The sequence below is a fragment of the Gilvibacter sp. genome (genome assembly GCF_965601605.1).
In the GTDB taxonomy this organism is placed as follows: Bacteria; Bacteroidota; Bacteroidia; order Flavobacteriales; family Flavobacteriaceae; genus Gilvibacter.
The window spans coordinates 92,054-106,625 of sequence record NZ_CBFCWJ010000012.1 but is presented as its reverse complement, the minus strand read 5'-3'; the positions used below and the strand labels follow the sequence as shown (position 1 = coordinate 106,625).

The 14,572-nt window shown below is 44.2% G+C and carries 11 protein-coding genes; 2 read left to right on the top strand and 9 right to left on the bottom strand.

The window, feature by feature from the left end:
* Positions 1 to 15: 15 nt before the first annotated feature.
* Positions 16 to 1,893 (bottom strand): tetratricopeptide repeat protein, encoded by a 1,878-nt coding sequence (locus ACSLP7_RS03020; RefSeq protein ID WP_435577942.1) that lies wholly within the window; start codon positions 1,891 to 1,893, stop codon positions 16 to 18.
* 329 nt (positions 1,894 to 2,222) lie between these two features.
* On the opposite strand from ACSLP7_RS03020, the gene ACSLP7_RS03015 reads away from it, so the two are divergent.
* Entirely contained in the window at positions 2,223 to 3,167 is a 945-nt protein-coding gene (locus tag ACSLP7_RS03015; RefSeq protein ID WP_435577941.1) for a hypothetical protein, read from the top strand.
* A gap of 48 nt (positions 3,168 to 3,215) precedes the next feature.
* Here ACSLP7_RS03015 and ACSLP7_RS03010 read toward each other — a convergent pair whose 3' ends face one another.
* Positions 3,216 to 6,347, bottom strand: a complete 3,132-nt coding sequence (locus tag ACSLP7_RS03010) for a VPS10 domain-containing protein (protein WP_435577940.1) — start codon at positions 6,345 to 6,347, stop codon at positions 3,216 to 3,218.
* A gap of 246 nt (positions 6,348 to 6,593) precedes the next feature.
* On the opposite strand from ACSLP7_RS03010, the gene katG reads away from it, so the two are divergent.
* Complete coding sequence (gene katG, locus ACSLP7_RS03005) at positions 6,594 to 8,801, top strand: catalase/peroxidase HPI (protein ID WP_435577939.1); 2,208 nt, start codon at positions 6,594 to 6,596, stop codon at positions 8,799 to 8,801.
* A gap of 52 nt (positions 8,802 to 8,853) precedes the next feature.
* Here katG and ACSLP7_RS03000 read toward each other — a convergent pair whose 3' ends face one another.
* From ACSLP7_RS03000 to ACSLP7_RS02970, 7 genes are all read right to left on the bottom strand, one after another.
* Positions 8,854 to 9,834 carry a DUF4421 family protein gene (locus ACSLP7_RS03000; RefSeq protein ID WP_435577938.1) on the bottom strand — a complete coding sequence of 327 codons (981 nt, stop codon included), beginning with the start codon at positions 9,832 to 9,834 and terminating at the stop codon, positions 8,854 to 8,856.
* Between the two features lie 54 nt (positions 9,835 to 9,888).
* Complete coding sequence (locus tag ACSLP7_RS02995) at positions 9,889 to 10,875, bottom strand: hypothetical protein (RefSeq protein WP_435577937.1); 987 nt, start codon at positions 10,873 to 10,875, stop codon at positions 9,889 to 9,891.
* A 53-nt stretch (positions 10,876 to 10,928) separates the two neighbouring features.
* Entirely contained in the window at positions 10,929 to 11,807 is an 879-nt protein-coding gene (locus ACSLP7_RS02990) for a pirin family protein (RefSeq protein ID WP_435577936.1), read from the bottom strand.
* Between the two features lie 2 nt (positions 11,808 to 11,809).
* Positions 11,810 to 12,166 carry a hypothetical protein gene (locus tag ACSLP7_RS02985; RefSeq protein WP_435577935.1) on the bottom strand — a complete coding sequence of 119 codons (357 nt, stop codon included), beginning with the start codon at positions 12,164 to 12,166 and terminating at the stop codon, positions 11,810 to 11,812.
* A 79-nt stretch (positions 12,167 to 12,245) separates the two neighbouring features.
* Complete coding sequence (locus ACSLP7_RS02980) at positions 12,246 to 12,959, bottom strand: class I SAM-dependent methyltransferase (protein ID WP_435577934.1); 714 nt, start codon at positions 12,957 to 12,959, stop codon at positions 12,246 to 12,248.
* A gap of 11 nt (positions 12,960 to 12,970) precedes the next feature.
* Entirely contained in the window at positions 12,971 to 13,687 is a 717-nt protein-coding gene (locus ACSLP7_RS02975; RefSeq protein WP_435577933.1) for a membrane or secreted protein, read from the bottom strand.
* A gap of 5 nt (positions 13,688 to 13,692) precedes the next feature.
* Positions 13,693 to 14,571: a YitT family protein gene (locus ACSLP7_RS02970; protein WP_435577932.1), complete on the bottom strand. Its 879-nt coding sequence runs from the start codon at positions 14,569 to 14,571 to the stop codon at positions 13,693 to 13,695.
* Between the last annotated feature and the right edge of the window lies 1 nt (position 14,572).

Genomic DNA, 14,572 nt, shown 5'->3' with positions numbered 1-14,572 from the left:
GCGGGGGTTTTCGCTTTATAAGGTGTTTAAGAAATCTACCAGGTCAGTCTCTTTGTCCAAGGCCAATTTTTGTTTGAGTCGGTACTTTGATTTCAGCACACTGTCTGGCAATACATTCAGCATAGAAGCAATTTCCTTAGTGCTTAGACGCATCCGCAGAAAGGAGGCCAAACGCATTTCTTTTTCCGTAATGGAATCGTTGATCTCTTTGATCTTATCATCAAAGTTGTTGTGTACTTCTGAGAAGTAAGATTTAAATACCTCCCAATCCTTGTCTTCTGCGCGTTCCTTTTTAAGCAATAGGATCAGCCTTCGGAATTCAATTTTAAAGAGCTCCGGGGAGCTTTTGATCTTCTCTAAGTTTTCTTTAAGCTCTTGAATAAAGGTGCTCTTTTGTACCAAATGCAGGGTCTGACTGGCCAGTTCCTTCTTTTTAAATTCGATTTCCTGACGCAGTATAGCTTCTTGTTTTTCGCGTTCGATCTTATTTTTACGCATGCGCTGCCTGAGTCCGAAGATCACCAAAAGACCAATGATCACTGTAGCAGCGAGGCCCAAACCGTAGAGCAATTTTGCCAACTTATCAGACTCTGCTTGTGCGTCTAGTGCTATGATCTCTTGTTCCTGCAAGGCCAAACGCGCTTCTTTTTTCTCCAGATCAAACTGCGCCCGCAGGTTTTCAATATTGTCTGAAGTCTCCGTATTGATGATGGAATCACTCAAAACCTTAAAGTTCTTGTGATGTTCTAAAGCCTTCACGTAATTACCGAGTTGCTCGTAAGCCTGACTTTTTACCCGTTGGGATACTCTTTGGAAAGAGATGGTGTTGTTAGGCACCGAATAGGTCAGCGAACGCTCTGCCAAGCGCATTGCCTGATTGGGTTGGCGTAGTGCTAAATAAGCTCCTGCCATTTTGTTTTGCGCCAGAGCGACCTTCCGTTTAGAATTAAGACTTTCTCCTAAGGCAATGGACTTTTCATAGTAGGAGATGCTGCGCTCCAATTGGTTTTGTTCGAAATAAACATCGCCAATGGTAGTAAAGGATGAGATCATGACCTCATTGGCTTTGGCCTTTTCACTAATATCGACCGCTTGGTTTAAATATTCCAAGGCTTTGTCATACTCCTTGAGGATCTTATACATGACCCCAATGTCGTTTAAGGCTTGGGCTTGGTAGAAGACATCGTTCTCTTTTTGATAAACCTTTAAGGCGATCAAATTGTAATCTATGGCCTTTTGCGTATTACCAATATTACTCTCTAAAGTGGCTAAGTGGGTATAGGTATCTGCAATTCGGATGGAATCTCCAAGGGCTTCAAAATATTTCAAGCCTTTTTGCACATTGGCTAAGGCGATATCGTAATACCCTTTGTTCTGATTGATCGTCCCTTTAAAATCATAAGCCAAGGCAATGCCCATACTGTCTTGATATTTCAGACTGTTGGCCAGATCCAGATCATTGATACTGTCTGCCGCGGCCATATTCCCCTGGCTGAACTCAATAATGGTCAAACCTCTATAGTTCGAGGAGATGCGCGGAACGTCTTCATCTGCTAAAGCGATCTTTAAGCTTTGATTGTAGTAGCTACTTGCAGAATCGGCTTCAAAAGTGGTGTAATAGTAAACCCCCAATTGATATAAGGCCAATGATTCTCCTTTGACGTTTTTTAGCTTCCGAGCCAATGCGAGCATTTCATCTGCATAAGGTTTTACTTCCGGAGTATTCCTATACATATAATAGTTGATGAGATTATTGATCGTTTTGAGTTTTAATGTGTCTTCTTTATGCTGATTGTATGCAGTAAGTAAACTGTCAATAGGGCTTTGGTTTTGTCCAAAGCTTATACCGCTGGATACTATAAATAGGACAAGAATTAGTCTTTTTGTGCTCATAATGTTGGCCTTAGTTGTTAGGTCTAAGATAGTTAGAATGAAGATGCAATCCATGACCCTTAAGGTGTCAGTCCATGAAAATCCGCACTGTAAATTCATGATTTTAACTAAATGAGAGGTCACGATTATGTTTTTAATTATCTTATTTTCAACCTATTGAGTGTTCTTTGGGAGAAGGTGATGTAGTCGAGCAGGATGATCTTATTGTCCATGTTTTTTACAGGCTGTCCATGCTTTGTCCATGCCCCTTTTTAGAAATTCCGTGCTTTTGACCCTAGGTTTGTGCTGTCCTTAAAATATGGGCAACACATTAACTAAAATTCTAAGTCATGAAATGCAATTCACTTTTTCTTTCCTTGCTGATGGTCTTCACGCTGATGGCCTGTAGCTCTGAAAATAACGACGACACTAACGACGACCCTGATCCTTTTGAAACTACGAATGATATTGCGCGTTCTATAGCGGAGTATCCCAACAGCGGAACCTTACTTTCTAGTTTAACTAGTGATCTTAGTGGTGAGGTCAATTACACCTTAACCTTTGAATCTGTCCCGGGAGCCTTTGCCATAACTACTGCTGGACTTACCGTAGCCGATTGGCTGGTCTATGATTATGAATCGCGCACAAACATTACCGGAACCATTGAAGCCAGTAATGGGACAGAAACAGAGATTTTGAGCATAGATATTGAGATTGACAATGTAGATGATATTTGGGCCTTCTTACACACTTCTGGGGACGCTTACTTAGATGCTGAACCGGGAGAATGGGTTCCAATTTTAGAAAGCGAATACAACGATCTGGCGAATTACTTGGCTATGACTACTAAAAGCGGAGCTTTAGATAGTGATTTGATCAGCCCGAGCTCAATCAGTTCTTCTGCGGGTAATGTGACTATTAGTACCGTAAATGACCAAATTATGCCTGACGGGAGCTATTTGTTCGCTTTTAAATACTACAGCTGGGTAAACAACTCCAACAATGTACAGGTAAAATTGTCTGAAGGAAACTTTAGCGGTCCTTTTGAGGATGTTGGAATGGCTTTCCCAGAACACGATGACGAATTCAACCATTTTGTGATCAAAGGTGCTGATACGCCTACAGACGGAGAAGGCTACTTGGGTATGTACGCGCCAAACAATTACGGCTCCAAGTCCAAATCAGGTGCCCAGTGGCTCTTCGGAACGGGTAATACATCAATACTTCCTAATTCAGGTACAAATTTCGTCCCCTTATACCAAGGAATCAGTACCACTTTAAAACAGTGGGACTAACAAAAAAAGCAGCTCAATGAGCTGCTTTTTTATGCTCTTCTATGGATATTAATCATCCAAGAATAAGGCAGGCAAGTCCAAAGACTTATAGAGTGTATTGTACTCTTGCATTTCATTGTTGATGATCGCATCGCGTTCGTCTTGATAGACTTTCCAATCATCCATAAGGTCCTTGAAACGCTGCTTTGCCCCAGCAGTTAAAGTAGGATCATCTTGATCAATATACCCCGCCAATACTCTAAACTGTGCATTGAGTTTGTTGTTGAAATTGATCACATCTTGGAAGGTCTTTTGCTTGGCTTGAATCAAATTCTCTTCCCATTGGGTAATACGCTTGCTGATCTCCTTTCCTTTTTCTATCAAGGTTGCTGCGGATTCATTGTCGGCTAAATAATCTGCGTAACGCGCAATCTGAGATTTGGCGGAACGCATTTTGGTCACGGACTCATGCATCTCGGTCACCACTGCTTCGATTTCATTGAGCATTTGCTGTTGAGCCGCCCAATCAGATGCTGTTGCTTTCACAGCTGGGTTTGGCAAAATGGTAGCCTGTGTTTCGCTTACCTTTCCATTATAGCTCATGCGTAGCGTATAAATCCCAGGGGCAACGCTACCGCCGTTCAAACCACCAAAGACAAAGACCTTGTCGACTCCAGGTATAGGATCTCTATCAAAGCCCCATGTAAAACGGTTGTATCCTGCTTTTTTAGGTAGCACCTGTGGTGGAGGTGGTCCACCTGGCCAGCTTTTAAATCCTTTAGGTCTGCTACTGCTGAAGCTACGGACCACTTTGTTGTCTTGCAAGATTTCCAATTTAATGTCTAAGCTGTCTACAACTTGATCTATATAATAGTCAAATGTTACTCCCATTCTCGGGTTTCTACCTTGTCCCGGAGCTCTGGAAACACCCCCAAACAGTCGATAAGTATCTTTAGGTTTAAAGATCTGGAAACTTGCATTACTTAAATCCAGTTGTTGTAGCGGACTCAAATCGTCCAAGATCCAAAAGGCGCGTCCAGAGGTCGCTGCAATCAAATCGTTTTGACGGATGTAAAGGTCATTGATTGCCACAACAGGCAAATTCAAATTAAATCGTTGCCAGTTCGCTCCATCGTCAAAGGAGACGTACATTCCAGTTTCGGTACCCGCATACAAGAGCCCTTTGCGTTTTTTATCAGCGCGTACTACTCGCGCAAAACCGTTAGCATCGTCTAAACCATTGACAATGCGGGTCCAACTTGCGCCATAATTATTCGTTTTAAATACATGGGATTTCAGATCCATAGATTTATAACGCATCACCACCACATAGGCCGTAGCTGGGTCGTGTTCAGAAATATCAATACTATTAATGATACCATCCTTGATACCCGGAGGCGTAATATTGCTCCAGTCTTGACCGCCGTTTCTGGTAATGTGCAGCAGTCCATCATCGGTTCCGGCATACAAGACGCCTTGTTCGTGTTGAGACTCCATAAGCGAAGTGATGGTGTTGTAATTTTCACCACCCGCTGCTTCATTAGTGTAGGGGCCACCACCAGGGCCGTGTTTGTCTTCTTCATTTTTGGTCAGATCTGGACTGATCTCCGTCCAGCTCATGCCTTGATCTGTACTCTTAAATACTACATTTCCCACGTGGTAGATCACCGAGCGATCATGAGGGGATGTAATGATCGGTGCATTCCAGTTGTAACGGTATTTGGCATCCTTAGGTGCAATACTCAGCCCGAGTTCTGGATATTGCTTGATCGATTTTTGAGCGCGCGAATCACGATCCCATTTGCTGAGATTCCCTTGATAAGTTCCGCCAAAAACTGTTTGCGGATCGTCTGGATCAAAAGCAATAAAGGCACTTTCACCACCAGCCACAGAATACCAATCTTTCCAATCGATTCCACCATCATTGGTTCTACTGGCAATACCAATGGCAGAATTGTCCTGTTGTCCTCCATAAACGTGATAAGGAACCTGATTGTCTGCAATTACACGATAGAACTGCGCCGTAGGTTGATTTTGTTGAGAGCTCCATGATTTCCCTCCGTTGAAAGAGATGTTGGCACCTCCGTCGTTGGAATTGATCATGTTCTTATTGTCTGCTGGATTGATCCACAAATGGTGGTTGTCTCCATGGGGTACGGGAATATTGCTAAAGCTACGTCCACCGTCAATGGATTTCATAACAGGAGCATTGAGTACATAAACCACATTTTCGTTTACAGGATCGGCAAAGATCTCCATATAATACCAAGAGCGTGCGATGTTCACACGATCTTTATTGACTTGTTTCCAACTCTTACCCGCATTGTCCGAACGATACACTCCGCCTTGAGTACCTTCTGCCTCAATGACTGCAAAGACGCGCTCAGAGTTTGCGCGTGAAACAGAAATTCCAGCTTTTCCAAAGGCCGCTGGCAGACCTGATTTCATTTTATCCCAAGTCTCACCGCCGTCCACAGATTTATACAATCCTGATTTTGGACCCCCAGATTGCATGATCCAAGGATAGCGTTCGTGTTCCCACATCGCCGCATAAAGGATACGCGGGTTGTTCATATCCATACTCAGAGAAGCCGCTCCAACACGGTCGTCTACATATAAAATACGATCCCAGCTCTTACCGCCATCAGTAGTGCGATACACACCACGCTCGCTTGAAGCGCCGTATTGTGCTCCTTGAGCGGTAACGTAAATAACATCTGGGTTATGCGGATGGATAATGACATCAGAAATATGACGCGACTTTTCCAAACCGATGTGTTTCCAAGTTTTTCCAGCGTCGTGGGAGATATAAACACCATCACCCATGGAGGTCATCACTCCACGAGCAGCGTGTTCTCCCATCCCGACAACCACTACATTCGGGTCACTCTCTGCAACGGCAATAGCACCCACAGAGCCCATTTTAAAATATCCGTCAGAGACGTTATTCCAGCTTATGCCGCGGTCAGTGGTCTTCCATACTCCACCACCGGTAGAGCCCATATAATAGGTGTTGGGATCGCCAATCACCCCAGTACTGGTCACGGAACGTCCTCCTCTAAAAGGGCCAATATTGCGCCATTCAAAGCCGTGGAACAGGCTGTCTTCTATTTTCGGGGACTTGGCTTTCTTATTGCGCTGTGCGTACCCGGAGATAGGAAGTAGCAGTGCACATAAAATCAAAATTTTTAAGGATTTCATCGGTTGGAATTTAGTATTGTTGGTTGTCTTCTAAGGTACGAAAAACCTTCGTTTCTTTTTTGATGTTTTGAGCAAGATAAACTCTGCATTACCACAGATGCTGTGGTTTAGATCGATTCAGCTCCGCAGTTAAAATCAGCTTAAGGATATCTATTATTCCGATATAAACATTACTGATAGCTTCCCAAAAGAAATAAGAGATGCTTATGGTAAATTTGAAGAAACAAAATCAAAAATCATCGAAAAATGGGAAATAACGATCATCCGGATATCAATGGAATGGACGCCAGCCAATGTCCTTTCTTGAGCGGAAAACAAAACACCGTAGGAGGTGGCGGGGTTAAAAACCGCGACTGGTGGCCTAACGAATTAAAGCTGAACATTCTGCGTCAGCACGCTACAAAATCAAACCCAATGGGTCCTGATTTTAATTATGCCGAAGCTTTTGCGAGCATCGATTATGATGGCTTAAAGAAAGACTTGGAAAAACTAATGACTGATTCTCAAGATTGGTGGCCGGCAGATTACGGACACTACGGAGGATTGATGATCCGTATGGCTTGGCACAGTGCAGGAACCTACCGAGTAGGGGATGGACGTGGTGGAGCCGGAACGGGTAACCAGCGTTTTGCACCAATCAACAGTTGGCCAGACAACGGAAACTTAGATAAGGCGCGTCTTTTGTTGTGGCCGATCAAAAAGAAATACGGAAATAAACTCTCTTGGGCTGACCTTATGATTCTTGCTGGAAACGTGGCTTTGGAATCTATGGGCTTCCCAACTTTTGGTTTTGCTGGAGGTAGAGAAGACATCTGGGAGCCAGAACAAGACGTATACTGGGGAAGTGAAACCGAATGGGGTGCAAATGAAGATCGTTATGAAGGCGGTAAGTTAGAGGACCCTCTAGCGGCTGTGATGATGGGTTGGATCTATGTAAACCCAGAAGGTCCAAACGGTAATCCAGACCCGATGGGATCTGCTGCAGACGTACGCGAGACCTTTGGACGTATGGCTATGAACGATGAAGAAACTGTTGCTTTGGTTGCTGGAGGGCACACCTTTGGTAAAGCACATGGTGCTGCGGATCCAGGACAATATGTTGGACCTGAACCACACGGAGCCACAATGCAAGAAATGAGTACCGGTTGGAAGAACACCTATAAGTCTGGAGTTTTAGAAGATACTATTACCAGTGGTATTGAAGGAGCTTGGACGCCAAACCCAACGCAATGGGATGCCGATTATTTTGATGTACTGTTAAACTACGACTGGGAGCTTACTAAGAGTCCTGCTGGAGCCCACCAATGGACACCAACAGCCGAGTCTAAAGCGAGAATGGCACCAACTGCTGGAGATCCGAACGGGCAACAAGCCTTGATGATGACCACTGCGGATATTGCCTTAAAGACAGATCCATCTTATTTGGAGATTTCTAAGCGCTTCCACGAAGATCACAAAGCTTTTGAAGATGCTTTTGCTCGTGCTTGGTTCAAATTGACGCACCGAGATATGGGGCCTAAAGTTCGCTATGTAGGACCAGAGGTTCCTGCAGAAGATCTTCTTTGGCAAGACCCGATCCCTGCTGGATCTAACAGCCTTAGCAAGGACGATGAGACTTCATTGAAAAAAATGATCTTGGCTTCTGGCTTGAGCATTCCTGAATTGGTGAGAACTGCTTGGGCTTCTGCATCTACGTACAGAGATACCGACAAGCGCGGAGGAGCCAACGGAGCACGTGTTCGTTTGGAACCGCAACGCAGCTGGCCAGTAAACCGCCCGGAGGAATTGAATAAAGTTCTTGGCGTCTTAGAAGCGATCCAAAGCGAGTTTAGCGGATCTGTTTCTATGGCGGATTTGATCGTACTTGCTGGAAACGCAGCCATTGAAGAAGCGGCTCGTAATGCTGGATATGAGGTGAGTGTTCCTTTCCACGGAGGACGAGGAGACGCTACCCAAGAGCAGACAGACATTGAGCAATTCAACTACTTGAAGCCTCTAGGTGATGGGTTCAGAAACTACGTAAATCCAAACATCGATGTAAAAGCAGAAGATCTGCTTGTAGACAAAGCCAACTTGATGGCGCTTTCAATTCCAGAGATGACTGTTTTGGTTGGAGGAATGCGCGTATTAGGAGCTAACTATGACGGATCTGCTCACGGCGTATTTACAGACAATGTAGGTGCTTTGACCAATGACTTCTTTAAGAACTTGGTGGACATGACCTATACTTGGAGTGTTGCAGATGCTGACGAGAAGACCTTTGAAGGACGTGACCGCAGAACCGGACAGGTTCGATTCACAGGAACACGCGCTGATCTGATCTTTGGATCAAATACCGAGTTGAGAGCCGTCGCTGAGGTTTATGCCACAGATGATGCTACTGAGAAGTTTGTAAACGACTTTGTAGCTGCTTGGACTAAAGTGATGAATGCAGATCGATTTGATCTAGCATAAAGGATTAGACCTTATAAATTCAAAAAGCGATCTCCCAAAGAGGTCGCTTTTTTTATAATCCGAATTTCTCATTGATCTTGCGCGCCTGACGGGCAATAAATTCTGGAGGATCTAATCGGATGCCTACAAATACTCGTGCGTAAACTTGATCATTCAGAAGAGAACTGCCACCGCCATTATTGGTAAAGGTGGATTCAAAATTTAGAAAGGCACCTGCAATGAAGCGTTCAGAACTGTAACCCAATTGAAGCCCTCCATCTAAGGCAATAGGGTAGCGGGTGTCTGTTTCTCTAATGCCAGTAAACTCCTGAGTGGATTCGCTGAATTGAATTCCAATTCCGGGCGAAAGCTGCGGTGAGATAAACCAATGCTCATCAATAACCCAAGTGTAATAATATGCAGCCAGTAACTCAAATTCAAAATTGTTCTCCACTTCCTTGCCTTGATCAAAAGTTCCGGAAACTCTGCGATAGCCGTAGCGAAAGGTCGGCACAAAACTTCCAGCGCTTTTGAGCTGCCATTCCGTATTGTAAACAATATTCCGCAATGAGAATCTATCGTTCAAAACATAGGCCGTAGAAGCGCCCCAGTAGATCGTCCTGAGGTCTGGGAATTGCACAAAGGGGTCTGAATCTGGATCCCAATCGGTAATAAAATCTCCCGTATTGGCGACGTAAAAGCCTTGATTGCTTTGATAGTTGAGCTCTTGAGCCCATTTGCCCAAAAAGAATCGAAAACTAAAATCTGTGAGATCACTTGCTCCTTTGCGCTTGTCGTCTTTATTGGAGTTAAAAAAGCGCGGGGCAAATCCAACGCTAAATCCTAAGAATTCATAGTCCAAAGAAAGTGCGACTCGCAAACTGCTGTTGGTGCTTAAAAAAAGATCGGGCTGCACGCGGTCAAGGACCTGAAAATCCTCATTCTGCGTATCCAGATTGAGTTTTAGGATGATCTTATCCACATAGGATTTGATATAAAGACTGTCAGCTTCTTGAGCAGAGACGCGGCCAAATACAAACAGTAAAAAGAACACCAGAAGCGGCTTGAACTGGTTGCGATATGTCTTTGTTTTTAGAATGCTGAAGGATTAATTAAATCGTACGGATTCTAAAGTTGCCTTGTATTGTGGCAGTCGTTGCAAAGGGTCATCAAAGGCGCTAGAAATAAATACTAAGGCGCTATTGGCTCCGTTGAGAATGGCCGCGTAAAAAACACCACTTCTATCTCCGGAGACCACTGTAGTCTCTAGCACCGTTGCCGGCATACCGTTGATGACAATTTGTTTGGTAGGAGTAGCTGTGATCTTTAGTTGTCCTTGTTGACTTTCTTCAACCAATTGCTCAAAATACTTTTCTTGTGCTTCTACCGGAAGTACAGGGATGGGAGCAAAGTTCATTGAAGTCGGTAGAGCCTTCTCAGATTCTGGATTGCCGTTTTTATTGTAAATGTCTACCTGTTTGCTCAGGACGGCAGGCTTAAAACCGGTAATGTTTGGATCAAAGGTGTAAAAGGGGCCAGAGAGATCTTCAGCGTTTTGCTCCTTATCATGGACCATTGTTTTGAAGATATCCAATACTTCATTTCTTGCCGTTGGGCTATCGCTAGGATATTCTCCAAAGATCAAACAAACAAAGTCATCGTCTCCAAAAACGATTGACGCCTTGCGTTGAGTGGGTAAATTAGAAGGGCCGTCTAGAAAGATTCCGGCATAGGGTCCAAAACGGATGTCGCGCACAATATCAACCTGCGTCCCTCCAGCTTCTATATTCTCACGACTAAAGGCCTTTTTAGCATTTTCAAATTTAGCCGATGGCGTTTCTACGATTTGAATGAAAGTATTCTGATCCTTTTGAATTTGATTCTGTGCACGAACAAACTTGAATTGTTCAGGAAGCAAGGCATAAACCTTAGAACCTGGAATGCGTTTGTGTGCTTCCGTGAGTCTGGAGTTTATGGTGTCTGGAAAACGTGTAGGGTCTGTCTGCGTAGTGACAGTAGTCTGCTTTTCTTCTTTACAAGCAGTAATCATTGTAAAGCAGCTGAGCAGCAGTAGCGTAAAAATCTTGGTGCGCATAGTAGTTCTGAGTTGCCCTCAAAACTAAAGAAAATTGCGCAAACCTTGATTCCTTATCGCTTGAGTTGAGGAATTGGAATATAGGTGGAATCTCCAGGAACTTTAGGGAATTTTTTAGCTTCCCAGTCGGACTTGGCCTGAGCCAGGCGCTCTTTATCTGAAGAGACAAAGTTCCACAGTAAAAAGTGCTCTTGCCCTAAGGGTTCTCCTCCAAATAAGAGCAGCTGCGTATTGGCGTCCATGCAGATCTCGCATTGTTCATCAGTTTTGCTGATCAGCATTTGTCCTGCATCTACTTTTTGTCCATCCACATTGATCTGTCCTTGTACAATCACAAAGGCAACTTCTCCGCGCAATTGTCCAGCCAGTTGCAAGGTGGTTTCTTCTGCGGTGAACACATCGACCATAAATAAAGGCGAGTAGCCCTGTAGTGGTGCTTTTCTGCCGAAAGCCTCTCCGGCTGCTAGTTTAAAGTGTATGGGACCTTCTTGCCAAGTGGGAATTTGATCTGCTGAATAATAATCAAAGCGCGGCTCCATGGTTTCTTTTTCTGGTGGCAGTGCTACCCAGATCTGATAACCGTGCATATCAAACTCGCGGCCGTCTCTTAATGCTTGAGGAGTGCGCTCGGTATGTGTGACACCAATGCCTGAGGTCATAAAGCCAACATCTCCTGGTGAGATCACTTGAACACTTCCCACGCTGTCTCGGTGTTCTATTTGCCCTTTAAAAAGATAGGTGAGGGTACTGAGGCCAATATGCGGATGTTGATCTACATCCATATACCGGCCAGGACCTAATTGAGCCGGTCCCATATGATCAATGAAGGTAAACGGACCTACTTGCCGTTTTTTACGAAAAGGCAGCAGACGCCCGACCATAAAGTTGCCCAGATCTGCTTGCCGCTCATTGACTAAGAGGTCGTTGTTCATATTTATTCTTTTTTGACTGGCTTGTATGATACCGCAGCCTTTGCAATAACTTCAGTGTCAAAATAGATCTCCAGACCTTTGGAAATGATGAGTTCTTGAGTTTGCTCAGGTTTAACGGCAAATTCCTGAAGGATCTCGCCCTCTTTTTGAACGCGAATAGAGAAGGCGCCTTTACCAATATTTGACACCACTATAATGCTGTCTTCATAGACATAAGGGTTAATAGTTGCATCTTGTCCTGGGCCTTTCCCGGTAATAGACATGCTTTGATTTGGATCCAAATCTATAATGGCAGCCTCTTGGCCGGTTGCGTTGAGCATAAATCCAAATAAGGCGATTAGTGTAATTTTTAGTTTCATGATTGAAGTTTTGTTTAAAGATAGTTGCGATCTACAGCTCTGATTGCCAACAATATCACAATTCTTTTATAAAAGCCTCTTAATTCGCCTTGGCAAAGACCATACAATGCTGCCAAGGCAAGTTTCCTATATTCTCAACCAACTTAAAGCCTGCGGCTACCATTTCTTTTACCGCTTGAGCCTCCGTCATTTTATGGGTCTCTTTGATAGGTACAGTTGGGTCTTCTCCGCGGTACTCGATTAAATATAATTTAGCGTCAGGGCGCATAGCCTCATAAATGGAGGCCATCATCTCTACAGGAAAGCTGAATTCGTGATACACATCTACGATTAACACCTTATCTACTGAGTTTTTAGGAAGATTCGCGGTCTTCTCTGTGGACTTGATCAAAGTGACGTTATCTACCTCAAGGGCTTCAATACGGTATTCCATGGCCGCCAACATTTCATTTTGAATGTCTACGCCATAAACCGTTCCCTGACTGGCTAAGGGTGCCATTCTAAAAACGTGGTAACCAGAACCAGCACCTATATCTGCAATATCATCATCCGGGCCGATCTCCATATTGGCAATAAGCGCGGAGACATTCTCTTCCTTTTCACGTTCCGGACGTTCCAGCCAACCCATGCCTTGAAAGCCCATCACAAAGGCAATCTCGCGTCCCATATACCATTTACCGGTCCCGTTGCGGTCACCGGATTTAAAGGTATATGGACCTTCTTGTTTCTCTGTTTGCCCTTGGCAACCCCAGAGCGGAGTCAAAAGTAAGAGCAGTACTATTGTCTTTTTCATAGCTAAATTTTTTACTGCGGACTGCGCTCACTCCAAACCTCGTATAGTGGGTCGCCTTTACTAGAGAACCCTGAATGGTGCCAGTGGCCGTCTACGAGTTTAAAGTCAAATTCCAAAGCGGCTCCCACACGGGATACGTCTCTGGAAAAGAACTCAATATTTTCTGTGTATTTACCATCAACGGTAGTATAGCTGCCGCCACCGGTAGCCATGAACTGTTTGGTCTCTGTGTTGTAAGCGATCCATTGAAAACGCGTCCCAGAAAGAATCTTCATGGTTTTTCTCGGTCGTGAGGTGTCCCGCTCTTGCATTTCTCCGTTGCGCTTGCGTCCAGACATCAGCCAAGCTCCATTTAGCGCTCCCGGACTTCCGTCATCTACGCGCGTAAAAACCCGATCATCACCTACGATCTGCAATTCTTTATCAGTTAAACGGATGTCAAAACTGATGGAGTTTCCAACCGCTTCTGGATTGTCCGAATTGAATTCCACCGTTTCTGTTAGGGTGTTTCCTTTTTTACTCCACAATCCACCATTGGTGTGAATAAACGTACCTGACTTGGCATCGTATATGGTCAGCACTTGAAAGCCATCGGCAAAAATGACCACCTGTCTTACTTCTTGCCCTTGGGGAGTAGTTCCATAATATTCCCAGGCTCCAATGAGCTCTTGCCCTTGCAGACTGAGTGAACTCAGCATAAAACCTACTGCCAAAAGTATATTTCTCATAATCTTTAGTTTGATTTTTTGGAGGGATCCCGACTCAGATATTTTCTCAATATGCCTCCGCGGACGTTGTTTACATCGAACTCAATGACAAAGGCATTGGGATCCAAACTATCAATTAAACGCTGTACGCGCCGAATGTCAATACGATTGATCACCGAATGAATAATCTCTACGTCATCTTTTTCACCGCGACTCCCCACACCTTTGGTGCCTTTATAGACAGTCATCCCAATACCGATCTTTTCTGTGAAAGCTTCTCTTAGAATTTCTGGATGTTCAGAGACAATCATCAGTCCTACATGATCCTCAAATCCTTCTATGGTATAGTCTATGGCCTTGGCGGTAACGATATAGGTCAAAATAGAGTAGAGGGCCACCTCCACAGAAAGCAGGAAAGCTGTGATTCCAAATAGGACAATATTGAACACCAAAATTACCCGTCCAATACTGAGGCCCCATTTTTCATTGATATAGATTCCAAAGATCTCCGAACCGTCCAAAACGGAACCGTTTTTAATGGCTAAGCCAATTCCGGCGCCTAAAAAGAGACCGCCAAAAATGGAGATGATTAGTTTGTCATCCGTGATGGATTGAAAATTCTCAAAGTGAATCACTACGGCTAAAAGCAGCACAGAAAAGATTGATTTGATCAAGATCTTGCGCGCTACAGTGAACCAGCCAATGACAAAGAACGGTATGGTAATGATGGGTAGGGTGTAGGAGAGCTCTACCTGAAACAGCTCAGAAACTAAAATGGCAATACCTGTTACGCCACCATCTAAAAAGCCATTGGGTAATAAAAATGCTTTAAGTCCAATGCTTGCCAAACAAACTGCCAAAGCAATTTGGAGCAATTCAAAAATCAGCGATCGATTCAAACTCATA